The 25,566-nt window shown below is 56.1% G+C and carries 21 protein-coding genes; 11 read left to right on the forward strand and 10 right to left on the reverse strand.

From position 1 onward, the window contains the following. Nucleotides 1-78: 78 nt before the first annotated feature. On the forward strand, nt 79-945 hold the full coding sequence (locus Mal52_RS02080; protein ID WP_145373991.1) for a formyltetrahydrofolate deformylase: 867 nt from the start codon (nt 79-81) through the stop codon (nt 943-945). 104 nt (nt 946-1,049) lie between these two features. Here Mal52_RS02080 and Mal52_RS02085 read toward each other — a convergent pair whose 3' ends face one another. After that, nucleotides 1,050-1,565, reverse strand: a complete 516-nt coding sequence (locus Mal52_RS02085; RefSeq protein WP_145373992.1) for an REP-associated tyrosine transposase — start codon at nt 1,563-1,565, stop codon at nt 1,050-1,052. Nucleotides 1,566-2,289: 724 nt separating this feature from the next. On the opposite strand from Mal52_RS02085, the gene Mal52_RS02090 reads away from it, so the two are divergent. Together Mal52_RS02090 and serA are read left to right on the forward strand one after the other, a co-directional pair. After that, entirely contained in the window at nt 2,290-3,093 is an 804-nt protein-coding gene (locus Mal52_RS02090) for a tetratricopeptide repeat protein (protein WP_197534601.1), read from the forward strand. Nucleotides 3,094-3,733: 640 nt separating this feature from the next. Further along, a complete protein-coding gene (gene serA, locus Mal52_RS02095) occupies nt 3,734-5,368 on the forward strand; it encodes a phosphoglycerate dehydrogenase (RefSeq protein ID WP_197534602.1) in 1,635 nt (544 codons plus the stop codon). A 243-nt stretch (nt 5,369-5,611) separates the two neighbouring features. Here the strand turns inward: serA and Mal52_RS02100 are convergent, their stop codons facing one another. Next, entirely contained in the window at nt 5,612-6,073 is a 462-nt protein-coding gene (locus Mal52_RS02100) for a RidA family protein (RefSeq protein ID WP_145373995.1), read from the reverse strand. A 457-nt stretch (nt 6,074-6,530) separates the two neighbouring features. Between Mal52_RS02100 and Mal52_RS02105 the strand changes: the two genes are divergently transcribed. The 3 genes from Mal52_RS02105 to Mal52_RS02110 all read left to right on the forward strand — a co-directional run bounded on the left by Mal52_RS02105 (nt 6,531) and on the right by Mal52_RS02110 (nt 8,580). After that, nucleotides 6,531-7,175 (forward strand): YMGG-like glycine zipper-containing protein, encoded by a 645-nt coding sequence (locus tag Mal52_RS02105; protein WP_231962497.1) that lies wholly within the window; start codon nt 6,531-6,533, stop codon nt 7,173-7,175. Nucleotides 7,176-7,363: 188 nt separating this feature from the next. Beyond that, the gene (locus tag Mal52_RS29535; RefSeq protein ID WP_197534604.1) at nt 7,364-7,537 is read left to right on the forward strand and encodes a hypothetical protein; all 174 of its coding nucleotides are present in this window, start codon (nt 7,364-7,366) and stop codon (nt 7,535-7,537) included. 143 nt (nt 7,538-7,680) lie between these two features. Beyond that, nucleotides 7,681-8,580, forward strand: a complete 900-nt coding sequence (locus tag Mal52_RS02110) for an acyl-CoA desaturase (protein WP_145373997.1) — start codon at nt 7,681-7,683, stop codon at nt 8,578-8,580. Between the two features lie 46 nt (nt 8,581-8,626). Here Mal52_RS02110 and folK read toward each other — a convergent pair whose 3' ends face one another. Both folK and Mal52_RS02120 read right to left on the reverse strand, forming a co-directional pair. Then, on the reverse strand, nt 8,627-9,367 hold the full coding sequence (folK, locus tag Mal52_RS02115) for a 2-amino-4-hydroxy-6-hydroxymethyldihydropteridine diphosphokinase (RefSeq protein ID WP_145373998.1): 741 nt from the start codon (nt 9,365-9,367) through the stop codon (nt 8,627-8,629). Between the two features lie 79 nt (nt 9,368-9,446). Then, a complete protein-coding gene (locus tag Mal52_RS02120; RefSeq protein ID WP_145373999.1) occupies nt 9,447-9,605 on the reverse strand; it encodes a Flp family type IVb pilin in 159 nt (52 codons plus the stop codon). Nucleotides 9,606-9,986: 381 nt separating this feature from the next. Here Mal52_RS02120 and infA point away from each other — a divergent pair, with 381 nt between their 5' ends. Continuing rightward, on the forward strand, nt 9,987-10,205 hold the full coding sequence (gene infA / locus Mal52_RS02125) for a translation initiation factor IF-1 (RefSeq protein ID WP_145374000.1): 219 nt from the start codon (nt 9,987-9,989) through the stop codon (nt 10,203-10,205). Nucleotides 10,206-10,296: 91 nt separating this feature from the next. Next, nucleotides 10,297-10,827 carry a ribonuclease HI gene (rnhA, locus tag Mal52_RS02130; protein ID WP_231962498.1) on the forward strand — a complete coding sequence of 177 codons (531 nt, stop codon included), beginning with the start codon at nt 10,297-10,299 and terminating at the stop codon, nt 10,825-10,827. A 180-nt stretch (nt 10,828-11,007) separates the two neighbouring features. Here rnhA and serS read toward each other — a convergent pair whose 3' ends face one another. The 4 genes from serS to Mal52_RS02150 form a co-directional block, all read right to left on the reverse strand. Then, the gene (gene serS, locus Mal52_RS02135) at nt 11,008-12,297 is read right to left on the reverse strand and encodes a serine--tRNA ligase (protein WP_145374001.1); all 1,290 of its coding nucleotides are present in this window, start codon (nt 12,295-12,297) and stop codon (nt 11,008-11,010) included. A gap of 338 nt (nt 12,298-12,635) precedes the next feature. Further along, nucleotides 12,636-14,009 carry a dipeptidase gene (locus Mal52_RS02140; RefSeq protein WP_145374002.1) on the reverse strand — a complete coding sequence of 458 codons (1,374 nt, stop codon included), beginning with the start codon at nt 14,007-14,009 and terminating at the stop codon, nt 12,636-12,638. Between the two features lie 92 nt (nt 14,010-14,101). After that, nucleotides 14,102-15,622, reverse strand: coding sequence for a YihY/virulence factor BrkB family protein (locus Mal52_RS02145; protein ID WP_197534605.1), 1,521 nt, complete (start codon nt 15,620-15,622; stop codon nt 14,102-14,104). A gap of 165 nt (nt 15,623-15,787) precedes the next feature. Beyond that, nucleotides 15,788-16,837, reverse strand: a complete 1,050-nt coding sequence (locus tag Mal52_RS02150) for an LOG family protein (protein ID WP_145374004.1) — start codon at nt 16,835-16,837, stop codon at nt 15,788-15,790. A 595-nt stretch (nt 16,838-17,432) separates the two neighbouring features. Here Mal52_RS02150 and Mal52_RS02155 point away from each other — a divergent pair. Then, entirely contained in the window at nt 17,433-18,374 is a 942-nt protein-coding gene (locus tag Mal52_RS02155; RefSeq protein ID WP_145374005.1) for an alpha/beta hydrolase, read from the forward strand. 42 nt (nt 18,375-18,416) lie between these two features. On the opposite strand, the gene Mal52_RS02160 is transcribed toward Mal52_RS02155, so the two are convergent. Together Mal52_RS02160 and Mal52_RS02165 are read right to left on the reverse strand one after the other, a co-directional pair. Next, nucleotides 18,417-20,726 carry a M56 family metallopeptidase gene (locus tag Mal52_RS02160; RefSeq protein ID WP_145374006.1) on the reverse strand — a complete coding sequence of 770 codons (2,310 nt, stop codon included), beginning with the start codon at nt 20,724-20,726 and terminating at the stop codon, nt 18,417-18,419. Then, the gene (locus Mal52_RS02165) at nt 20,723-21,154 is read right to left on the reverse strand and encodes a BlaI/MecI/CopY family transcriptional regulator (protein ID WP_231962499.1); all 432 of its coding nucleotides are present in this window, start codon (nt 21,152-21,154) and stop codon (nt 20,723-20,725) included. Before Mal52_RS02165 ends, Mal52_RS02160 begins: the two co-directional genes overlap by 4 nt. 300 nt (nt 21,155-21,454) lie before the next feature. On the opposite strand from Mal52_RS02165, the gene Mal52_RS02170 reads away from it, so the two are divergent. Beyond that, entirely contained in the window at nt 21,455-24,121 is a 2,667-nt protein-coding gene (locus Mal52_RS02170; RefSeq protein WP_197534606.1) for a DUF1592 domain-containing protein, read from the forward strand. 2 nt (nt 24,122-24,123) lie between these two features. Next, nucleotides 24,124-25,560: a DUF1552 domain-containing protein gene (locus tag Mal52_RS02175; protein ID WP_145374008.1), complete on the forward strand. Its 1,437-nt coding sequence runs from the start codon at nt 24,124-24,126 to the stop codon at nt 25,558-25,560. Nucleotides 25,561-25,566 lie beyond the last annotated feature (6 nt).

Below are 25,566 nucleotides of genomic sequence, written 5' to 3' on the forward strand. Positions count from 1 at the left end.
CCGTAAGACCATCCTGACACAACCACTGGCCACCGGCCACTTTTTTCTGCCTACTGTCTACTGCCTACTGGAAAAGCCATGCAAGTCATCATCACCGCTGTCGGGCCTGATAATCGTGGGTTGGCCGATCCGATTGTGCATCATGTTTCGACGTCGGGTGCGAACATCAGTGAAATCCAGATGTACGACCACGATGCGGAGCGGATCTTTGCTATGTTGCTCCGCATCGAATGGCCGGGCGATTCGCCATCGGTGGATGAACTGCGGGAGAAGATGAATGAGATTGGCCAGCAGACCGGATTGTCGATTCGCACCTGGTCACGTCCGCAGCCGTCAAGAAAACCGCGGTTGGCGATCTGTACGACCTATCGCCCCGAACCGGCGCTGGCTGTTCTGCGGGCGATTCGTGATGGCCGTATTAAGGCCGATCCGGTGGTGATGCTCGGCAATCGCAGTGCCGTGCAGGGGGTAGCGGAGCAGTTTGATGTGGATTGGCAGATGGTGGGGGACGGAAAAGGAAATCCCGACAACGATCGCATGGTCGAGATCTTTGACGAATACGACGTCGACTACATCGTGCTCGCGCGTTACATGCGCATTCTGCCGGCGAGTACCTGTTGGCGTTTCGCCGGGGGACGGATCATCAACCTACACCACGGCCTGCTCCCCCCCTTCCCCGGCTTCCGCCCCTACCAAGACGCCTTCGAACACCGCATGCTCACCTACGGAGCAACGATCCACTTCATCGTCCCCGAACTCGACGCCGGCAATCAAACCATCCACCAAGCGACCTTCACCGTCACTCCCGGCACGCCCCTGCAAGAAATCATCCGCATCGGCGAATCAGACCACGAACCAACCTGTTTGGTTGAAGGCCTGAGGCGGGTGGTCGATCGCGAAGTGGAGCTACACTTCCACCGCGTGGTGGCGACGGGTGGGAGTTGAGTTTTTAGCCACGGATGAACACGGATGACACACGGATGAAAGGCTGCAAGGGTGGCCCCGAAAGATTCTTTCGGGGCCGACGAAGTCGGCAGGAGAGGTTCAATTTAGTCGACCCAACCAATCGGCACGCCCACGGTTCGCTTCTCTAAATACCAGCGTGCGGAACTCCATTTCCAATCAGCACATTTCTGAACCAAGTCGGCACGCACAGGATTCTGGTGCATGTACTCCAGCTTCTCGGTGAGTTTTGCCACGGAATAAATCTCGAACGAGTAATACTTCGGCGTCCAGATGCTGTCTGGAACGTCACTGTTTTGGAAATAGGCTGAGTTTCCCTCGCGGTACCATTTTCGAATTGCGTGGCTCGAAAGACGTTTCCAATGTTGGATAAAGCGGCTCAATTGGCCGGTCTCCGAGAATCGGATCACGGCGTGCACATGGTCGGGCATCACCACGAAACCCACACACGTCGCGGAGCGGTTTTGCAGTTGCGTGTTCAATTGCCCGAGCAGAATTCGTTTTGGGTGCTCTTCATCGAGTAATCTGCGACGTCGATGACACGAGAACGTCACGAAGTGGCAGTAGAGTTGGTTGCCGTATTGGCGGCGATTGTCGGACATAGCTGGATCATGTGCGAACGTTTGCGCTGGATCAAGAAAATTCAGGTTGCTGAAGGTGAAATTATTCTGCGGCCACTCAAAACGTTACAAGCTCCTGCGGCTGCGCCGCCCCGAAAGAATCTTTCGGGGCCACCCTCTCGCGTTCTATTCGCTGTCTACGCTGGATGAACCAAAAGAAAATCCGAGTTTCATCCGTGCGACGAACGATTCAAAGTTTTACGTCGAAAATCATTCGGTCACTCTCTTTGACTAGGATCGCTGTGCACGACGGCAAGCCGTCGGTTTGGGATGTTGTGTTTCATTCCTTTGAATCTGTGTTTTATCCGTGTTTAATCTGTGGCTAAAAAATATTGTCATTTTGATTGCGGCTCCGCTGCGCCGTGTGAATCCGTGGCTAAAAAACCACACCAATTAAGATAACCACACGTCTCAAAACCGCCTCCCAAGCTGGTCTTGCCCCATCAACCGCTTCGCGATATTCTCCCCGCCACTAATCCCCTCGCGGGAGATGGTGTTGCTGTGGTGATGCGTTTGTCCGCATCGGTTGCCGGCAACTCCACCCCAGCAAAAATCGTCTCTCAATTCTCTCGCGATCACTTCCCAGCATTTATTACGGAGCTCGGCCATCATGAGTATGGTCTCCCGTTCGCGCCTGACGCGTTCTCGCCGGTTCGCTTGTGTCGCCCTCGTTGTCTTTGCCGGTTGCAATGCAATGAATGGCACAATGAATAACGAAGTCGGCAAGAATTATTATAAGGCCGGCAATTATACGATGGCTAAGGATGAGTTTCAGCGAGCCGTGATCAATGATCCGGACAACGCCGACTACATCCACAATCTCGCCGCCGCTCACAAAAAACAGGGGCAGGTCGGCGAAGCGGAGCGGCTGTACCGGCATGCGATCACCGTGAACCCCGAACATCAACCGTCGTATCACAGCTTGGCGCTGCTGCTCAACGAACAGGGCCGCCAAGGTGAGACACTTTCCATGCTGCAAGCCTGGAAAGAAACCCAACCGTACAACACCGAGCCGTATATCGAACTCGCTTGGATGAACCGCGAACAAGGCAATCTGGCCGCGTCGGAACAATTGCTGACGCAGGCGCTGCGGATCCGCCCCAACGATCCGATCGCTTCGGCACAATTGGGACAGGTCTACGAAGACACCGGACAAAAGGATCGGGCATTGGCGATGTATCAGCGTTCGCGATTCTCGCAATGGAACCAACCCCAGGTCGAATCGCGGATGACGGCTCTGATGCGCGAGAACCCGCAAATCAGCTCCATCGGATCGGCCGTTTATGCGCCCACCCCCTGGACAACAGCGCAAAACGGTTACCCGCAACAACAAATGGCCAATTATCCGCTGCCAAACTACTCCGCAGCGACGGCCAGTGTGCCCCAAGCTGTGATCACCGAGCGACCGATTGCCCCGGTTCCAGACCCGAATATGCAAATCGGCGCGCCGATTCCGGGAAACAGCGGAACACAAATCAGCAACGGCGAAGCGTTCGTACAGCCGTTTTAGTACGAACGTGCGATTTCAATTCCGGGTGATTTTCCTAACCTCGGCATATCAAACAACTTTGGCGGCGGGGTGCCACTGGCGGCTTGTCCGCCAGTGCGGTTGGCGGTCGAGTTTTTCCATGCCGGCGGACGTCATACGACGCGCAATGCTGGGCGAGCCCGCAGTGGAACGCGATTGGCGGACTATGAACTAAAGTCACCGAGCGCTGTCTTATTAGGCGGTCACCCCCAGGTGTTTTTGCCGCTTTGTGTGCAAGTTTGCGATTTCCGCGCTGCTAGCGGTTTCGTGACCCTTGGCGCTACGCCTGTCTCCACTAAGCTAGTGCTTTGTCAGGGTGAAATCCTAGGGTTGGGCTCCTGCTTTGCCTGTGCAAGTTCGATTGATTGAATTTGTTACAAAGCACTGGCGGTGCCAGTGGCACCCTCAATTTTCAGGTTTGACACAAACCACTCGCGCGCCGGATGCCACTGCTGGATTGCCAGCACTGTCTTACCGGGCGGGCGGTTATGCATTGGCAGGCAAGCTGCTGGTGGCACCCTTTTTAAACGGACTGCGAATTCACTGGGTCGATCTGCAGGAAACGGTACCCGCTATTTCGATGGCGAATGTGTGCTGAGCAATCATTTTTGGGAATCGGATAATGTTTAGAGTATTGATCACCGACAATCTGTCCCCGGCTGGGATGGAAGTTTTAAAAAATCTGCCCGGTATTGAGGTCGATGTCCGTCAGGGCCTTTCGCCGGAAGAGGTCCGCGAGGCGCTCAAAGAGGCGGACGGCATTATTATTCGTAGCGCGACGAAACTGACGCCGGAATTGCTCAAGGACCAGCCGCGACTCAAAGTGGTCGTTCGCGCCGGTGTGGGTGTCGATAACATCAACCTGCCGGCCGCCACCCGCGAGGGAATTGTGGTGATGAATACCCCGGCGGGCAACACGACCAGCACGGCCGAACATACCGTGGCGATGATGATGGCCCTGTCGCGAAACATCGCCCCCGCCGCAGCCAGCATGAGCGCCGGACGCTGGGACCGCAAACTGTACACCGGAACGCAGCTCTCGGGTAAGACGTTGGGCATTGTCGGTCTGGGACGGATTGGCTTGTCGGTCGCCAAACGAGCTCAAGGGTTGGAAATGAAGATTGTCGGCTTCGACCCGTTTCTGTCCGCCGAGCGGGCAGCCGAATTGGGGATCGAGCTGCATCGAGATATCGACGATCTGGTTCCGCTGTGCGATTACCTGACAGTGCACACGCCGCTGACGGATGAAACGCGGGGCATCATCAATGCCGCGCGTCTGGCCAAGATGCGCAAAGGGGTGCGGATCATCAACTGCGCTCGTGGCGGAATCGTCGACGAGAATGATCTGGCCGATGCAATCGAAGCAGGACAGGTGGGCGGCGCAGCGCTAGACGTGTTTACCTCCGAACCCCCTACCGACGACCGCTTGGTCAAGCTGCCGCAGGTACTCAGCACGCCGCACCTGGGGGCTTCGACAGAAGAAGCCCAGGAACTGGTGGCGGTGGAAGCGGCCGAACTGATCAGCGGGTTTTTGCTGCGGAATGAAATTCGTCATGCCGTCAATTTGGCGCCGGTCTCGGCAGCGGAGATGGCCGAGATTCGTACGTACCTCGACCTCAGCCGGCGTTTGGGTTTGCTGTTAGCGCAGCATCCGAAGGCGGGAGGAATCAAAAGTGCCCGTATTATGTATCGCGGCGAGGTGGCGGCGAAGAACACAAAATTGATTACCGCCAGTTTCACCTCGGGGCTACTCGAAGCAGCGATGGATGATAACGTGAATATCGTCAACGCTGAGTTGATGGCCAAAGAGCGGGGGATTGAGATCACCGAGTCGAGTTCCTCAGAAATCGGCGATTTCTCGACACTGATTCAGGCGACGATCGATACGGATAACGGCCAACCGACTGCTGCCGGGACGGTCTTCGGCAAGCAATTTTTGCGATTGGTCCGGTTGGGAACGTTTTCGCTGGATGCCTATCTGGATGGGCTGATGTTGATTTTTCGGCACCGCGACGTGCCCGGTTTGATCGGCTACATCGGCACGATGTTCGGCGAACATGGCGTGAATATCGCGCACATGTCCTTAGGGCGTGAACACGACGAACAGGGAGGCAACGCGATTGCGGTGCTGAATCTGGACAACGCTCCCACGCAAGAGATTATCGCCGAAATCTGTGCGCATCCCGATGTGACGAGCGTCGAACTGGTCAAACTCCCCCCCGCCGGCGCCCCGTTGCCTTGGCTGGATCGCGGTTGATCCGACAACGCAACAAGCGGACCGCACTAGAGCGCACCTTCCCACGATCCATGTCAGGTCCAGGGTGGTCAGACCCAAGGTGGCTGGGGACGAGCAGTAGCTCGCCCCCAGGTCGTTTGACTCCACGATGCCCAACTCACTGGGGCGCTCAACTTACTGAGACGCCCAACTCTCTGGGGGCGGATTTTGTCCGTCCCCAGCCACTCATGATAAAAGAGTTCCGGCGTTATGCGGGGATGATTTTCAATCGCGGACTTCAAAAATCACTTCGACCTCGACGGCAATGTTGAAGGGGAGTGAGCCCATGCCGACGGCGCTGCGGGCGCCGCGGCCTTTTTCGCCGAAGACTTCGACCATCAAGTCGCTAAAACCGTTGATCACTTTGGGGTGATGCCGGAAATCGGCGGTGGCATTCACCATGCCCAGCGCCTTGACCAAACGCTCCACCCGGTCGAGCGAGCCCAGGTAGTTCTTGATGGTCGACAAAATGCACAGTCCCACGAGCCGGGCCGCTTCGTTGCCTTGCTCTTCGGTGAGGTCATCGCCCACCCGCCCTTGGATCTGCTTGCCATCGGCGTGCAACGGGCCGTGTCCGGAGACGTAAATCAGGTTGCCGACCTGGACCACCGGCATGTAGGTTCCAGCGGGGACTTGGGGGGCGGGAAGTTCTAGTCCGAGTTCTTGAATTTTTGCGTCAGCGCTCATGGTTGTGATTGTCCTTCAGTTGTGAGAGTCATGATCCGGGCGAAGCGTACTTGCCCGGGGAGATTTGACTTTCAAGATAGACGCCCTGCGTCCTGTTGCCAAATGCCAGGGCGGTTTTTTGGGTCGGTATCTCAATAATCACCCCTCTAAAAACGGCTGTCGACGCAGATTGTGGATTTCGCTATGCTCCGCGACCGTTTTGCCGCATTGGACCGGCAGAAATTGCCGGTGGATTGTCGCGAGTGCAGCTTTTACTAAAAAATTGCCGAATTCAGCGGTGGCCCCCCGATACATCCGACCCTTTGGCGTGTTTATTGCAAGTTGTGTCAGACTCAATTGCATCGTTGCAATTGGTCGATTGATGACAGTGAAGATGCGAAATGATTTCGCATTGTATTAGGCCAAATCACCGCGCCGCCAATTGTTGAGTCAGCGTGGATCCATGGAGGGAACGATCATGCCTCGCCTATATAAGTCGTTTTGCTATTTCGTCGGCTGCGTTTTCGTGGTGCCTTTATTTGCCGGGTGCCGCAGTATGAATCATACCGAAAACGGTGCGCTGGTCGGTACCGGCATCGGAGCCACTACCGGTGCGATCATCGGCCACCAGTCCGGGCACGGCGAAGGAGGCGCGCTGATCGGTGCCGCTGCAGGAGCATTGGGCGGGGCATTGGTCGGCAATGCACAACAGATGTCCGAAGAACGGGACGCTGCCGTTGCCGCTGCTCAGCAGGCAGAATGGCGCCGTCATGCTGACGCTCAAGCCGTGACCAATCAAGATGTGATCCGTATGGCGCGTGGCGGACTGTCGGAAGAGGTGATTGCCGGCACGATTCGCAGTCGCGGCGGACGTTTTGATCTTTCTCCCGATGCGCTGATCGTTCTCAAATCCGAAGGCGTTGGGGATGGCGTGATACAGGCCATGCAAACCAGTGGCGGGCCGCAATATGTTGCCGGCGCAACAACCGTGAATCCTCAGACGGTAATGACCGTCCCCGGTCCCCCGTCCACGGTGTATGTCGCACCGCGTCCCACGGCTCAGATTGTGATTGGCCCGCGGCGCTGGCATCGCCGCCCGCGGCTGCACCGTCGCTATTGGTAAAGGCAAGTTGACAAACATTATATTGCGTAGGTGTGTCGTAACTGGTTTCGTATGAAAGGTTTGCGAGGATTGGCGTGGCCTCGAAAAATTCTGGCAAACACCCAATTTTTACGTAACTTTTACAAAACGATGACACTGCAAAACGCGTATTTGCTTAGAATTCTTCGACTCGGTTTGGACACCGAACAATGTCCTTCAATTCGATGGACATGCCGATCGTAAACAGCAAGGAACTGCTGGATGCAGTTCAAACGGGCCGTGCAATTGCCGGCCATGAAATTCGGGAGAGGGAAACAATCCTCTTTCGCGCAATCGGCAAACTTTCGCAAGCAAAAGCTGACAAAATAAGGGGAGCAGTCTAGTGTCGCCACAAGCCACGCAAACCAAACCGACTACACAAACGCCACCGCGTAACCATAAATTAGACCGTCACTCGATCAAATCTCCCGCGACGCGCCCCGAGCGATCGAGAACGGAGGAGCGTCAGGCGGGAAAACGCCGTCAAATGCTGGAAGGTACGCCAAGTACGTTCCGGTTTCGTGATCAATTTCCCAACGGCATCAATTGGGTGACCACCGGCTGGATGACGGTCATGCACGTCGGTGCCGTAGCTGCCCTGTGGTATGTCAGTTGGCAAGCCATGGTGGCGTTCTTCATTTTGCACTACATCACTGCCTGTTGGGGCATTACGCTGGGTTATCACCGGCTGCTGACCCACGGAAGCATGGTTGTTTCCCGCCCGGTTCGCTATTTCTTTTCGCTGTGTGGAACACTCTCCGCCGAAGGCAGCCCGCTGTTTTGGGTCGCCAACCATCGCAAGCACCATGTGCTTTCCGACCATGAAGGGGATCCGCACTCCCCCAACCAGGGATTCTGGTGGTCGCACATGCTGTGGTTCCAACCCAAAGATACCGCCGAACAGGAATTGGAGCTGTTCAAACGTTGGGCGCCGGACATGTACAACGATCCGGTGCAACGCTTCTTGCACAAGACCTTTATCCTGTATCCGATTTTACTCGGATTCGGGCTGTTCGCGATCGGCCAATGGGCCGTCGGTGGACTGGGAATCTCCTTCGTACTGTGGGGACTCTGTGCCCGCATGGTTGTCTGCTACCACTGCACGTGGTTTGTGAATTCTGCCACGCACGTTTGGGGTTATCGCAACTACGAATCCAGCGATCGCTCACGCAACCTGTGGTGGGTGGCGCTGTTGTCCTACGGCGAAGGTTGGCACAACAACCACCACGCCCATCAACGTCTGGCGAAGCACGGACACCGTTGGTACGAAATTGACGTCACCTACCGCACGATCTGGGTGTTGGAAAAACTTGGCTTGGCCACGAACGTCCAAGACAAGTTGCCCAAACTCGGACCACTGGCCGATGGCCCGGCGAAGCTTAACTAATCAGCGTCGGCCCCTTGGTCGGCCCTTGTGCCTAATGCCTGCGAGGCTACTGTCCGAGTGCGGAACTTACGACCGCCTGCAGTGCCTCGCTCGGTGTGCCGGTTAATTGAGTGACATCCAGTCGCGGCAGAGCGGGCAATTCGTCCCATGCCGCGCCACTCTCTTCCCCAAGACTGTCCCCCGCGCCCAACCAAGCAATGAGGGCTGGGGCCGGGTTGGTGGCAATGGTCTGATGAAAGACCGCATCGGCAAATTGCTTTTGCAGCATCCCGCAGAGCTCGCTACGTTGTTTCTGACTTCCTCCGCAGATCGCGACATCGAGCGGCCGCGGCAAGAGCCGTTGACGCAATTCCGCCACGGTCACGCCTTTGACCGGGTGCACGATATCTGCGGCGATTTCCGAGAGCGGATCGAGTACAAAACGCCGGTACCAGCAGGCGGGGTGCGGCAGGATCAACCGAGGCTCATTGCAGACCAAATCGCCGTAAAAGATGATATCGATGTCGAGGGTCCGTGGTCCCCACCGTTTTTCGCGGGTCCGGCCATGTCGCAATTCGGTGGCTTGCAGCAAATCGAGGAGTTCGAGCGGGGGCAGACTGGTCTCAATTTCGGCAGCCGCGTTCAGAAAAGCATCTCCGGCATCTTCGCCGACAGCGGCGGTTGTGTGGGAGTTGCTGACCTGGCCGACGGAAACAGCCGGCTGGGAATTCAACTCCTCGAGACAGCGAGCAAAGGTCTCGGCGACGGCACCGGCATTTCCGCCCAGTGCCAGAAAGCATTGCGGCATAAGAGGTTTTCATTCGTGATCCGTCGCTAGAATAGCGACCATCACGAGGGCCTTCCGTGGGGCTCGAAGTAGGAAACGATTACAGCTGAGCTGCGATTCCCCCCCAGAGACCTCCGGTTCCGACGCCAAATGTGGAGATGGCGGAGATCGCGGATAAGAGAATCAGGCCCAGCATCACCGCATATTCTACAGCGGTTGTGGCGTCTTCGTCGAGCAAAAATTGTTTGATCGCGTTCATATTGACTTCCCTACCTATCTAGAGTCGCCCTGGTGAGACGAGCGACTGTCCCTTGGTTTCCAAGTTGAACAAGGGGGTATTAAAACACTAGGTTGTAGAATTCCGTCCGTCAAATCAAAATTTGCGGAAAGTAGCGAACGAATCGGGGGCTGTTTCGCTTCGGCAACAGGCTAGGACGACTCCTGGAGTCGTGTTATCCGGGTTGATGCCGAAATGCCACAGTTTCGGTCAATGTCACTGGAGAAATTGTTCCGTTCCTGCGAAAATGAAAAAATGTCGTGATCGACGCGGGGCAGACGGAGACGATTCGCGATGTCGCAATCGACCAAGCTGCGTAACCCGCATCACGTTTACCTGTGAAAACCCGGGAGGAAGTTGTTTATGGCCAAAGAAGAGGCCATCGAAGTTGAAGGTGTAGTCACCGAAGCATTGGCCAATACGCAATTTCGCGTTGAGTTGGAAAATGGGCATATGGTTCTGGCCCACGTTGCCGGGAAGATGCGCAAGCACTTTATCCGTATTGTCCCAGGCGACCGTGTCGTCGTTGAAGTCTCGCCCTATGACCTCAACCGTGGACGCATTGTCTTTCGCGAGCGCTAACGCGATTTGTTCGCCACGACCGGATTCCCTAATTCCGGCTCTGCCTAGCTGATTGTGGGCCTACGGTCCGCCTATTCCGCTATGGAGCCTGATGACACGTCGCATGGAGGAGACCCCACCCGTGCCTGATGAGAGAGCGTCTGCGCCTGAATCGTCGGTCGATCCGTCCGATTTGCCGTTCGTGCAACTCTACACCGACGGTGCCTGTCGCGGAAATCCCGGACCGGGGGGGTGGGCGTATATTCTCAGGTATCCCGCCACGGGCGCCGAAAAGGAAGCCTCCGGCGGCGCGCCCGATACCACAAACAACAAAATGGAATTGCAGGCCGTTCTCTCCGGTCTGAGCGCCCTGAAACGGACCAGTCGCGTCGAGGTGATTACCGATAGCACCTACGTCGCCAAGGGCTGCAGCGAATGGATGCCCAAGTGGAAAGCCAACGGCTGGAAACGCCGGGAAGGCAAGTCGCTCAAACCGGTCAAGAACGAAGACCTTTGGCGGGAAATGGACGCGTTGCTGGCCAAGCACTCCGTCGGGTTCCAAATCGTAAAAGGACACGCCGGACATCCCGAAAACGAACGCTGCGATGAACTCGCCGTAGAAGCCGCCGAACAATATCGTTAACGGGTATCGCTCAGCGGTCTCCGGGAGGACGAAGCTCCCGCTGAGCCACATCGGTACAATGAGGCAGGGCCTGGCCGAGGTTTATCTGCGCGAGATCGCGGATTGATCGTGCGCGGATCGCCTGTTTCGAGAATCACAGCGACCAACGGGAGCGGCCCACTCGCAACAGAGCGGCAGCTCTCACCCAGCGACCACGCCGCCTATGCGGTCTTTGCCGACCCAGGGGCGTAGGACTTCGGGGATGATGATGGAGCCGTCTGCTTGCTGGTAGTTTTCCCAGATGGCGATCAAGGCCCGTGTCACGGCGACGGCGGTACCGTTGAGCGTGTGGGCGATATGCGTCCCTTTGGTATCCTGTGATTTGTAACGGATGGCCAAACGGCGGGCTTGGTAGTCGGTGCAGTTGGAGGCTGAAGTGACTTCGCCGAACGTTCCAGCTTCACCCCGTCCCGGCATCCAGGCTTCGAGATCGTATTTGCGGTACGCCGGTCCGCCCAGGTCTCCCGTGGCGGTATCGACCACCTGATAGGGAATGCCTAGGGATTGGAACATATCCTCTTCGATCGCCACAATCTCATCGTGGATCGCGTCGGATTGATCCGGGCCGGAGACGACGAACATCTCGACTTTGGTGAACTGATGCACACGGTAGATCCCTCGCGTCGCAGCGCCGTGAGCGCCTGCTTCGGTCCGGAAACAGTGAGACAGTCCCGCCACCTTGATCGGTAGCTTTGCGGTATCCAAAATCTGGTCTTTGAACATGCCACCCAGCGTGATCTCAGCTGTTGCGACCAAGCTTAGGTCGGTCTTCTCCACGGAGTAAATCTGTGCTTCCGGTCCGCGCGGGATGAATCCAATGCCTTCCAGCACCGTATCGCGGGCCAAGTCGGGCGTCGTGTGCAATGTGAAACCGGCGGCGGCGACTTTCTGCATTGCGAATTGGATGAGCGCCATTTCCATCAGCACGGCTTCATTTTTCAGATAGTAAAAACCGTGTCCGGCGACGCGTGAACCCGCTTCTAAGTCGATCAGGTCATGCTTCTCCGCCAGTTCGACATGGCTCAACGGGGGAAAGTCGAATTTGGGGATTTCGCCAACTTGCCGCACGATCCGATTGGCGTCGTCGTCGTTGCCGACCGGCGCATCGGGATGCGTCATGTTGGGGACCAGGGATTGTGCGCTGTACAGTTCGGCTTCCAGGTCTCGGAGCTCCGCTTCGTTGGCGGCGATTTTCTGTTTGAGTTCCTTACCGTGAGCGATCAAGGCCTGTTTTTTTGCCGCGTCGGACTCCTGGGGAATCTTGCTGGAGGACTCCTTGTGCTCGTGCCGCAGTTTGTCGCCGCCGGAAATCAATTCACCCCGCTGCTGCCGCAGTTGGACGATCTTATCAATGTCCGCAGTCACGCCGCGGTCGCGGCAGTTTTTTGCGACTTCGTCGGCATGATCACAAATGAATTGCAGGTCCAACATCAGAAGAGACTCTTTCTTGGCGTAATTGTTTGTCCGTCAGTTCCGTAGGGCAGACTCCCGCCTGCCGTTTTGGAAATCATTCCCTATTGTAATGCACGGCAGGCGGGAGCCTGCCCTACGCTTGATTGTGTATTAGCAGCCCGTTGAAAACCAAAAACATCCAGGAGTTGGGTGCCACTGCTGGCTTGCCCAGCAGTGTTTTGCCGGTCACACGTTCTGCACTGGCGGACAAGCCGCCAGTGGCACCCATTCTCATCATGCTGGGGCTTGTTGAATTGGGTGAATTATTCTGACTGCATAGGAAGGTGCGTTGCGACGCACCCTACGAATAATGCTGGTTATTTTTCGGCTAAGTAGTGTAATAAGTGGGCGCTGGCACGGGTGCCGCGGTGGAAGTCTTGGAGGTTAAAATGTTCGTTGGGGCTGTGCAAATTGTCAGTGTTTTGCCCCCATCCTAACAGCAGTGTATCGATTCCCAGAATCTCCCGAAAGGATGCCACCACCGGGATGGAACCCCCTTCGCGAATCAAAACCGGCGGCGTTCCAAAGGCGTCGTCGATCGCGCGGCTGGCGGCAGCGGCGAATGGTCCGGTCATATCGACCACCATGCCGTTGCCCCCATGTTGGTCGGTGAATTCCAACTCCACCCCCGCCGGACAAAGCGACTGCAAATGCGATTTGAGCGCCGCTGCTACCGATTGGGGATTTTGATCCGGGACGAGGCGGCAAGTGATTTTGGCGGTGGCGAACGAGGGGATGATCGTTTTCGGGCCTTCTCCTTGATAGCCCCCGTAAAACCCGTTGATTTCACACGTCGGACGTGCCCAGCGGCGTTCGAGCGTGGTATAGCCTTCTTCGCCGAATGTCTCTTTTACGCCGATTTTCTCTAGGAAAGAGGCTTCGTCGAAGGGAAGGTTCGCGAATTGTTTGCGTTCCCCGTCGGTCAACGGAATCACACCGTCGTAAAACCCCGGAATCGTGACCCGGCCGTTTTCGTCGACGAGTGATCCCACCATTTTCGCCAACGCATTGACCGGATTGGCAATCGCGCCGCCGAAGACGCCGCTATGCAGGTCTTGCTTCGGTCCCCGGAGTGTGACTTCACACGCCATGATGCCCCGCAGGCCGTAGGTGATGGCCGGCATGCCGGGACCGTATTGGCTGGTGTCGCTGACGACAGCCACATCGGCGGCAAGATCCTCTTTGCGGGTCTCTAGAAAATGATCGAGGTTGTTGCTGCCGACCTCTTCTTCGCCTTCGATGATTACCTTCACGTTGACCGGCGGGGCGTCTTGGGTCTTCGTCCAGGCTTCGATCGATTTGAGATGCGTGTACAGTTGTCCTTTGTTGTCGGTCGCCCCGCGTGCATAGAGATTTCCGTCGCGCTCGTGCGGATCGAAAGCGGGGGTGATCCAATCCTCCAGTGGATCGGGGGGCTGCACGTCGTAATGGCCGTAGACCAAAACGGTGGGGACATCTTCGGAGACGATGCGGGAGCCGTAGACAATGGGAAAACCGGCTGTCTCGACAACTTCAACATTCAATCCGGCGTCGACCATTTGAGCGCGCACGAACTCAGCCGCTTTCGTCATTTCCGCCGCAAAGGCCGAATCGGCACTGACGCTGGCAATCCGCAGAAAATCCTTCAATTGCTCGACATTCCGCTCAGCATGTTCTGTGAGATACTGATCGACCGATTCCAGGGCATTCATCCGTGGGCGTCCTTCGGGTAGGGAGTCTCGAATAAAACAGGCGCGCTGATCTTAACACGAAACGACTCATTTTGAAGCCGGTTTTGCCGCAACTATTCGCTGGTTGACGAGCCACTGGCCGGGGTGACGGGGACCAGGGAGGCCAGTGTGGCCTGAGCGGCGAGTTTTCGTTGTGTGTCGCGGAGACGTTCCAGCATCGAGCAGCGTCGGCCATCGCCGGTACTGTCGGCCATTTCAAAGCCGACATTCATGAGTTGATCGGCGGAGATCAGTTCCGGGGGTTGCGCCAAGGTGACTGTTTGTTTGTCGTGATCCAAATAATGCAACATACCTGCGTCGACCAAGCGGTCGAAGATTTGGGAGACCACCGATGCGGGCAATGAGGCTTCGTCAGCGATTTTTTGCACGGATGTTTGCTGGCTGTGATTGAACCGTCCCGTCACGATTTCCATCACCGTCAACACAGCAGCGGGATCGATCAAGCCGATCGTTTCGCGTTTGCGTTCGATTTCATCAAGCCGTCGGCCGTGCAGCATTTGCAATGCGGCGCTGACTTGCAAGCCGAACAAGACTCCCAGCCACATCAAATAGACCCAAAACATGAAGAGCGGCACCAGCCCCAATGAGCCGTACAAATGGCTGATCGTAAATGCGTTGGCCAGATAAGCCCCCATGGTCCGTTTGCCGACTTCCAGCATCAACACCGTGACCAATGCACCGATCGCCGCTGGTTTGCCGGCAACTTCTGTGTTGGGGACGAGCGTATAGACCCCGAACATGAATAGCCATTCGATGAGCACCACCCACAAGAATCCGCCAATATCGATCAACCATTGCCAACGGCTGCGCGGCGGGGACGCGGCCTTTGTTTTTCCGTCAGGTTGTGCGGCGGCAGTTGCTGCGTTGGCCGTGTCCGTGTCAAGCAGTCGTGCGGCTTGTTCCTCGTCGAGGGCGGTTTCGGCAACGGCTTGGGCGGCATTGGAATCTAACAGTGTGTCGATTTGTCCGTCGAGATAGACCGCCAAGCCTAAGGCAGCGGGGCTGATCGTGAGGATGAACCAATACAACGGCACGCGCCGCACCCAGGACCGCCCTTCGGGCGCACGGTAGATGGTATTGAAACTGTTTTCGATGGTGACCATCAGACTGATCGCCGAATAGATGATCAGCGCCAACCCCACCCAACCCACAGCTGCCAAATTGATTTCAGCAGCTTTTTCAATCAGTGCGACAATCCACTCCTTGAGGTTGATGCTCTCCTCAGCCTCGCCGTTCGGTCCGGCGTTCCGATCAACAACATGGATCTGAGCCAAGCCGATTTCATCCAGAAAGCTTTCGACCTGAGATTGAAAGTCGGGGATACCAATAATCGCCCGGACCAGAATCGTGGCGACAATTAATACCGGCAACATGCCGAACAACACGCGATAAGCGAGCGCAGCTGCCATTTGCGGAGCACGGTCGTGTCGCAATTGCCGTGCGCCAAACCGCGATAGGTCGTAAGTGAACAGCGCAGCGCGTTGCCAACGATCCAATTCGCTCCGCGGCTGTGTGACCACGCGCTTCAGCCAGACCAGGGCGTATTGAATGAATTGGCGGATCTTCTCAATCATCGCTTTCCGACTCCAGTGTGATTTAGGCATTGATTCCTACAAGGCTGGTTAAGGAGCCAGCAGTGTGGGAATGCCGCGCATCCCGATTAGGAATCGGGAGGCCATTGGTCGTGCAGAAAAATTTCGGTGCAGTGTGAAAAGCCCGCTCACGACGGCATCGATCAGTCACTTTTCTTCGCCCAACTCGCTGTTGATCACGTCGATCATTTCCCGCAACCGTCCGATGCCGTGCCGGTCGAAGCGAAAGACCAATCGTGGTAAATCGAGGAGATGTTCTTCATCCATCTCCCACTTTAGCACGTCCGACTTCTCGATGCGGCCCTTTTCCACGATGTCGCTAAACTCGTCGTTGAGGCGTTCGACGAACGCGTCGCTCGGCTCTTTGTGCAGTCGCAGCACGAGTTTGTCCCGCACGTAACGCATGCTGTTGTACACGCTATAAAAACTGAGGATCTCCTCGACCGCTTCGTTGACATCGTCGGTGACGAGAAACAGCGACATGTCGGCCGGAGAAATCAATTCGCGGGCAAGCAGTTGTTCGGAGATGAATTCCAGCCAGGCTTTCCAATAGATGCCCCCCGGTTCGTCGATGAACACGATCGGCATCATGTCCCGTTTTCCGGTCTGCACGAGTGTGAGCGTTTCGAACCCCTCGTCTTGGGTGCCGAAGCCGCCGGGGAACAGGGCGATGGCGTGTACTTCTTTGACGAACAGTAATTTGCGGGTGAAGAAATACTTGAGGTGCACCAGCTTTTCGTCGTCGTTAATCACATAGTTGGCATCCTGCTCGAAGGGGAGCATGATGTTGACCCCCATCGACATTTCTTTGCCCGCGCCGACGTGCCCGGCTTCCATAATTCCGCCGCCGGCACCGGTCAACGCCATCCAACCTTCGGCCGCCATCAGTCGACCAAATTCGGCTGCCTGTTTATATTCCTCGTGTTCGGCATGCGTCCGCGCTGATCCGAAGATCGTCACCTTGCGGTGCTTGCGGTAGGGGGTGAACACCTTAAACGCATAGCGCAGTTCTCGCAGGGCGCGGCTGAGCAGTTTCAGGTCGCCGCGCGTCGCTTTGTCCCGGGCAAGCTTGTCAGCGGTCTCTTTGATCTCGTCAATCAACTCTTGATTCTCGACCTGATCACCAAAGTGTTCGGTCGGTAACACGTTGGCTTCAGAGAGGTTCGGATCCGCACGTTTCAATCGTCGCTTCGTCATGTTCGTCTCCCGGGTACGGGGTCACTCCATTTTATCGGATCGGCATTATAGTGGGTGAAGCGGCTTCGGGGGCAAGGGAGAAAATCGCAAGCCAAATGTGTCGCAGTCCCGATTCCCCGTTTCAGGACTGCTTCGTAGCTGAATTGGTGAACTTGAAACCGATTTCTCGCACAGCGACCAAGACCTGAGCGCGACCGTTTTCATTAGCCACAGATCTGAACACAGATGCAGCACAGATTTTCTGAGCCCCTGAGGAAACAATCATCGGGTGGCAGCGATTGCCAATGGCAATCGGTGTGCCTGCGGCACAAGAAGCAGCAGTTTCAGCACTCCCTGCCATCGAGACTCTGCTTGTTTAGGAACGCGGGAATTGCGGCTTCTTGCGGGCTTTGCCCGCCCCGATTGCTGCCGCAATCGCGGTTACCCTGATCTGTTCGCGTGATTGCTTGTCTTGCAGATGTAATTGAATACAGCGGGATGGGGAGTTTGTTAGCAGAGTGCACCGCGACGTACGCGATACGGTACGTCATGCTTGAGTGTCCCTTGCTGTGAGGCTTAGAATACGTGTCTCCATTTCTTTCATCCGAGACATATCATGAAAAAACTTTGGTTAAAGTGTCCCCGTTGGTTAAGACTCTCGTTGATCGTCTCCGGTTCGGTGATTGCCTTACTGGCGATTCTGGCTGGTGGCGGTTGGTGGTATTTGAATCCGGCTGTCGAGCGGACTGACGGTGTGGTATATGGCCAACGGAATGATCAGCCGCTCGTGTTGGATGTCATTCGTCCGCTCAATCCCAACGGCTTGGGGGTGGCGTTCATGGTCAGCGGCGGTTGGAAATCGGGAAAGGCGGGCGAAGCCCCGGTGTTGATGATGGCTCCGTTGTTGCGGCGCGGTTATACGGTGTTCGCGATTTACCACATCTCCCAACCCAAAGCGACGGTCATGGAGATCATCGAAGACGTGAACCGCGGCATTCGATTCGTGCGTCATCATGCGGAGGAATATGGCATCGACCCCGACCACATCGGCGTCAGCGGCGGCAGCGCTGGCGGTCACCTGAGTTTAATGTTAGCGACGCGCGGCGGACCAGGTCCGGAGGATGCAGAGGATCCGGTCGACCGTGAAAGCAGCGCTGTCCAAGCAGCCGCGATTTTCTTCCCGGTGACCGACCTGTTGAATCTGGGGCAATCGACAGAGAATCTCGGCGACGGCGGACCGCCGAAAAGCTTTGTGAAATCCTTCGGTCCCAACGCAACCGACCTGACCGCCTGGAAAGAGATCGGCCGCGAATGTTCGCCGATCTACCACATCACCCCGGACCTGCCGCCGATCCTCATCTATCACGGCGACGCCGACACGTTAACGCCACTGGAGCAATCCGAGTGGTTTCGTGATCGCGCCGCTGAACAGGACGTCGACGTCAAACTGGTCGTGCATCCCGGCGGCGAACATGGCTGGTCAACGATGTTATGGGATTTACGAAAATTCGCCGATTGGTTCGACGAACACCTCAAACCAGCCGCGGCTGGGAGTTGAATGCCGCACAATTACCCAGTTTAGCCCGCGCTGGGCAACGTATCAATCGTTCGAGTCGGCCGGTTCTGGTGACGGAGAGATGACATCACTGGCTAAAATTTCCTCGTAAGCCCCAATATCGGTGATGAGTTTCTTTTCTCCGCCGGGACCTTCGACATACACCGTCTTGCTGTTGTTGCCTTTGAAGTCTCTCCCTTCATTCCGGTGGTCATAGACAATCGTTCCAACGGGATAGTCGATGGAGTACTGTTCGTCGGGGATTGTTGGATTGTGCTCTGAGCTCAGCACAGTACTGTCGCGGCTGGATTGCACGGTTTTGCCTCTCGCGTCGTAAAAATCAAATCTCCATTGCCGGGGAATCCATAAATCATACTCGTGTTTGTACTCATATTGTATGTCGAGCGTATAAGCGACTGTGAATTTGTCGTGCATCGATGCATACCGAGTCAGGTTATATTCTTTGTCGGGATCGAAGGACATCAGTGTTCTTCTTCCAGTATCATAAAAATCGTATTTCTGCTTGAAGACGACAGCTTTCGGATTCTTTTCTCCGAGGATTGTGATGTCTTCTTCCGTGGCTGGCTGCAAAACTGACAAGGGGAATTCTCGCGACGTTGTCTCTTCTGTCAATGGCCGGAAGCAGGCCCTGATTGGAAACGTCTCCTTGTTGCTCGAATCATACAACACATCGGCGTAGTAAATGTTTCCATAAGCATGCTGATCTCTTGAACCAAACGGCCGATACGACATACTGACGTTCCCATCCGTTACTTCAAGCTTATGAAATGCTATCGGACGGAGCTTGTTATCCTTCCACACGACGCGCGCGCCCGATGTTTCAAGTCGCATTGCCGGACCGCGAAAACTCATGGTGGTCTCATCGTCATATTTGATTGTTTCCTGGGTCTTGTCGATGTTTGCCAGTTGTGAGTCAATCTTGTTTATCGATTTTGCGTCGTTCCCAAACACACGCAAGTACATGGCAGCGTTTTGCATCGCGCGGGCTCGTTGTTCGGTACGCTCGGTCTTCCAAACAACTCGGTAGGCTTGCGTCTTCGCAACGCGTTTTTCCCACACTTTCCTAAGCGCCTCGACGGTCATCTCGACGGGCGTGTTTACTAATGTTTTGACATCGTTTGCGTGCGTGTCGTCAAAACTCCCCACATTCGATTGATCCTGGTCTTTGTCGCCGATTGCCGAAATCGCATCGGAGTCCTCCGGTGAGTGTGCGTCTGCTGCAGACCAGTGCATAGAAATCCCTAATAGAGCGATGGCGCAGGAACGTGCAGCGATATGTATTGAACGGGAAAATCGTAAAGAATTCGACGGTTTGAGCATGGCCTCGATCCTTTGCTTCAAATGGGGTTTCTTGCTGAACTCGCTCGCCCAAAGAGGCGCGGCTCGCTGTTGGAAAACTGCTTCGGCAGTGGTTAGCAATACTTCGCTGTAGGCATGCGCACGTTTCGGGAAGAGTTCCAAGACATGCGCATCACAACATTCTTCCTGCATGCGGTGCAATTGTTTCCGCGTCCACCACGCCACGGGATACCACCAGTAAATCGCGAGCACGACGATTTCCAACCACCGCAACCGATGGTCGCCTCGGCGGACATGCGCCAGTTCGTGTGCAAGTAGCATCTCGCGCTGCTCACCGGACAGCTGTTCCATCAATCTTCGTGGAAGCACGATCACTGTTTGCAGACCGAAGGCCCACACCATCGGCGAAATCGCGGCGTCGATGACCCTCACCGATAGCCTGGCTTTTATTCCCAACCGGCTGACCAGATGTTCAACGGTCCGCGTGATATCAGTCGCTGCGGCAGGCGCCTGCCGCACGAGACGATCAAATCGCATGGCTCGCGAGATTACTATCACCAGCCATACCCCGCCGCCCGCCAACCAGATTAGGACGAGTTCAGCGGCGCCAACACGATTGCCCCACGTCTGCGCTATCTCGCCACGCGGCTGTGGTGCGGCCTCTTCTCCGTAGATAGGCGGAGACGGTATTGCGGAATGGGAAATGTCAGCCAAACTCTCAGACACGTTCGGTTGTGCAATGACAGCTTTGATGCGATCGTCAGTGCGAGTGTCACCCAGACGATTGGTGGCCACTGGCGAGCGTGTTGGGGAGATGGTTTGGCTGCTAAGGACCGTGAACTCTCCTTGGTTGAGTGGTAGCGATACTGGCAGCGATACCAAGGGGGGCATGATAAGTTTTGCTAAAACAATCGTCCACAAGATTGCCAGCAAGTGTGGATTTTTGACGTAGCGATGCACACAAAAGATTAGGAATGCCATCAATGCCACCAAAACGGCGTTACTGAGGCCAATTTGCAAAATGTAATGCATCATGAACTCCCTTCCCTTGACGATGATTGCTGATGACCATCGAGGAGACGTCGTATGTCGGCTAGCTCGCTGGGCGTCAATTGGTTCGATTCAAAGAGATGGACTAACAACGGTGCTAACGACCCTTCAGACAATTTTCTTGCCATGTCCGACAGCTGCTCCCCAGCGAACTCGCTTTGGGAGACAGAAGCGGAGAAGTGATGCGCATGATGATTGCGGTCCCGGACGACCAGATGTTTGACTTCCAACCGTTGCAGCAGTTTCTGCACAGTAGCGACTCCGGAACTGGTCTCCGGTGGATAGAGTTGTTGCGTCAATGCGCGGACCGTCATCGCTTCGTTCTTCCACAGCAGTTGAAGGACAGCCAATTCCGCGTCGGTAACCGATGGTGATTTGGGGCGCACGGTGATTGCCTCGATTGAGTTAGACAAGTCGTCTGCGATGTTAGACAGCCTGTCTATCATTGTCAAGACCGAGCGTAATCGCTTGCCCTTTCGCATTCGAAACCGGCAAATCCTCATGCCGCTGCATTGACGCACCACTGGCATGCCAGTCATAATGGGGACCGATTTCTGGAGAGAATCGCCCGATTTGGTGCGAGCGTCCTTGGCGGCGATGCGGCGGCGTTATCGACATTGCTGCCCGGGCGAAGTAAGCTGGTTTATTCGCATTTCGCACGAGAGACGTGTTCCGGATTCCCTGCTCAACTGGCCGCGACGGAGACCACAACAGTGCGTTCGATTTCCTGTTTGCTTTTACTCACCGCCTGCTTCGCTGTTGCGCCGACTTTCTCTGGGGCAGATGAAAAAGCAGGACCGACTGTAGAATCGTCAGCGGCTGAACAGCGAGAGCGGGTTAAACGCGACTTGCGGGCGTTGTATACGTTTTCCGCCGGCAAGGGGGATGTGGTCCACGATCAGTCGGGGGTTCGTCCGCAACTTGATCTAAGAATCGAAAAACTTCCCGCTGTGAAATGGAAGTCGGACGGACTGCTGATTCGGTCGGCCACGAAAATCCGCTCGATCGCCCCAGCAAAAAAACTGATCGCCACGGTCAAACGGACCGGTGAAGTCACGGTCGAAGCTTGGATTGTTCCGGCCAACGATCGTCAATCCGGCCCGGCGCGGATCGTTTCCCTCTCAGCGAACCCCAGCGGACGAAACGTCACCTTGGGGCAGGACGGGAAACGCTACGACGTCCGCTTGCGAACAACCGCCACCAGCGGCAACGGACAGCCTTCGACGAGCACAGACAAAGGGGCCGCCAAAACCGAGTTGACGCACGTGGTGTATACGCGCGACATAGCGGGCAACGCGCGGATCTATATCAACGGCAAAGAGAACGTTGACAAAAAAATTGACGGACAGTTTTCGAATTGGAGCAACGACGATCATCTGACGTTGGCGAACGAAAGTACGGGTGGCCGCCCCTGGTTGGGCACGCTGCAATTGGCCGCCCTTTACAGCCGTGCATTGAGCGCCAATGAAGTCGAACAAAACTTCCAAGCTGGACCCGTTGTTGCAGACGCAGCACCGCAGACGGCTGAGAATCATCAGGCGCAAGTTTTCGCAAACCAGGTCGCTCCCCTATTAGCCAAGCAATGCTTGGACTGCCATGATTCGTTTGCCAAAAAGGGTGGCTTGGATTTATCGCGTCAAGCATCCGCAGTAGCTGGTGGCGAAAACGGCAAGGCAATCGTACCGGGCAATTCCGCCGAGAGCCTGCTGTGGGATCAGATCGAATCCGATGCGATGCCGCCCGAAGGCGAACCGCTGACGGCGGAGCAAAAGAAACTTCTGCAGCAATGGATCGACGATGGAGCGCATTGGTCGGTCGATTTGATCGATCCGGCCGTTTATGCCAACAACAGCCCCAGCGGCGCCGTTTGGCTGCAACGGCTGACTGTTTCGGAATACATTGCAACTGTGCGCGAAGCGGTGGGAGTCGATATTTCTCAAGAGGCCCGCGAAATCCTGCCTCCCGATTTGCGGGCCGATGGTTTTAGCAACACCGCCTATAACCTCAGCGTCGACTTCAAACATGTCGAAGCCTATGCCCGTTTGGCGGAGATCATTGTTTCGCGAATGGACGTCTTAAAGTTCGCACGTAAATTCTCCAAGAGCAAAAAACTCTCCACCGATTCCACCATGCGCAAGTTCGTCGCCAAGATGGGAAAACGGATTTTGCGGGGGCCGCTGGATGAACGCGAAATCACTAATTTCAGCGGCATCGCCACCACGGTTGCCAGTACCGGCGGCGACTACGAGGAAGCGGTCCGCTATCTCATCGAGGCCATGTTGCAGTCGCCGCGGTTTATGTACCGAGTTGAAAATCAACAGGGGGATGGGACCGCGTGGCCGGTTGGCGGCTATGAATTGGCGTCACGGTTGAGCTACATCCTCTGGGGTGGCCCGCCCGACAAAGAGTTATTTCGTGCTGCCGAAGCGGGCGAGTTGGGCGACCGCGCCGCTATTGAGAAACAAGTACAACGGATGTTGGACGATCCGCGCGCCATCGATCGTTCGTTGCAATTTGTCACCGAATGGCTTGATTTAGGGCGGCTGGAGAATCTCAGACCCAACCGCGAACGATTCCCCAACTGGAACGATGCGTTGGCTGCTGATATGCGGGACGAAACCTTGGCGTTCTTCAAAGAAGTCGCCTGGACACAAAAACGACCGCTCGCCGATTTGTTCAACGCCCAGGTGACATTCGCGACACCGCAATTGGCGGAATATTACGGAATCGAGCCGCAAGGTCCGGGATTGGAGCGTTATGACCTGACGTCCTTGGCCCCGCGCGGCGGACTGCTGACGCAAGGCAGCGTATTGACCATGGGGGGCGACGATGCCTCGATGGTGACCCGCGGGCTGTTTGTCTTGAAAGACGTTTTGCGAGGCATGGTGAAAAGTCCTCCGCCCGGGTTGGATACGACCCCAGTCCCCTCCAGTCCGGGGTTGTCACAACGTCACATCGGCGAGCAGCGGATTGCCAATACAGCCTGCGGAGGATGTCACTCGAAATTTGAACCGCTGGCATTCGGGTTAGAGAAATACGACGGTCTCGGCGCGTTTCACGATAAGGACGAACATGGCAACGAACTGCGTAGCGATGGTGAAGTCCTCTTTCCTGGAACGGCAAAACCGGTCAAATATCAAACGTCCGCCGAACTAATGGACCTGTTGGCCAACAGCGAACGGGTTCGCGAAACATTAACCTGGAAGCTCACACAATTCGCACTCGGCCGCCCGCTCGGCGCAGCGGATGCACCGATTGTGGGAGAGATTGATAAAGCTGCCCAACAAAACGGCGGAACCTATTCCGCTCTGATCACCGCCATCGTGATGAGCGATTTGGTACAAACCACGCGCACCGAAGCCACTCCTGTGGAGAAATAACCATGATGAAACAACCGATTAGCCGCCGGACGATGCTCAAAAGCGCGGGAGCTGCCACGATTGGGCTGCCGCTGTTGGAAGAGATGTTGGTCGCCCCTTCTTCAGCAGTCGCGGCTGCCACCGAGGCGACCGTGCCGGTGCGGGCGTTTAATCTCTTTTTTGGCTTAGGGATTCCCGCGCCGCTGCAAACCGAAGGCTTCGAGGGCGTGCTGGAGCCGCTCAAACCGCTCGGTGATAAATTGCTGATCATGCGCGACGTCGACCAGGTCCGCTGCGATGAAAAAGGAATCAACGCGCATTATGACGGAGCGTCCGGTGCCTTCACAGCCGAGCCGCCCGATGGTGAAGCGAAATCGGGGGGACCGTCGATTGATCAGGTGATTCGTAATGCGCATCATCCCGACGGGATGCCAGCCGGCATGGTTCCGACGTTGATTGGCGGCACGTTCTTTCGCCGCAGTCGCGTGGGGCGGTATGTGCACAGCTACAAATCCGATGGTACGGTCGCCGCGACGATTCAGGAGTCGCCTCGCAATCTGTTCGACCGGGTCTTTGGTGCGATCTCCCTGTCGGGCGACAACACTGACATTCGCCGACAGCGCCTCCGTCGGAGTGTGTTGGATTCGGTGATGGACGAATACAAATTCTATACCGGCGCCAACTCTCCGTTGGGAGCCGCCTCGCAGGCGCGCGTCGCCGATCACTTGGACCGAATTCGTGAGTATGAGCAACGCGCCTTTTCGCTGGCCAAAAAGGATCCCAACTCGCCCGAACTGCCGCCCCGTTCGCAATTGCTGCACGGCGGCCCAGCCGACCCCGGCGGGATGGGAATCGACATTACACTGGAAGAGCTAACCACCGAGTGGCGGTTGATGGCCGACTTGTATGCACTGGCCATCCAAATGGACCGCGTCCGCTTCGGATCGCTCACCTTCCTGGCCGCCGGTGAACGGATCCGTCTGACCGGCGATTACGAATACAATGGAAAGCAGCGATGGCAATTCGACGATGCCAAGCACCTAAACGCCAGCGGCGACAAAGGGTGCAGCCACGAATGGTGGCATAAGTTCAACCCCGAAAAAGAAAACGAAGCGCTGCGAGCGCACGCGCATCTAAAAATGCGTGAGGTCGCTTATTTCCTGGAGCGGCTGACGGGTGACGATGCGACCGAAGCCAACGGCAAGACGATTTTGGAAAACTCGTTGATCACCATCTCCACCGAATCAGGTGATGGTCGACACAATAACACCAAGCGCGAGTTGTCCGGTGTCTTTCACGCGATCACCGGCGCAAACGGTCGGTTCAAGACCGGTCAGTTCCTGGATGTCGGCGCCGAGGGATTGGACGTCTATAATAGTATGCTGACCGCGATGGGCTGTACCGAGCGACTGGGTCCGCAGGACCGCGAAGTTCGTCCCGTCGACGCGATCCGCGCCTGAGTCGGT

The sequence above is a fragment of the Symmachiella dynata genome, assembly GCF_007747995.1.
Classification (GTDB): Bacteria; Planctomycetota; Planctomycetia; order Planctomycetales; family Planctomycetaceae; genus Symmachiella; species Symmachiella dynata.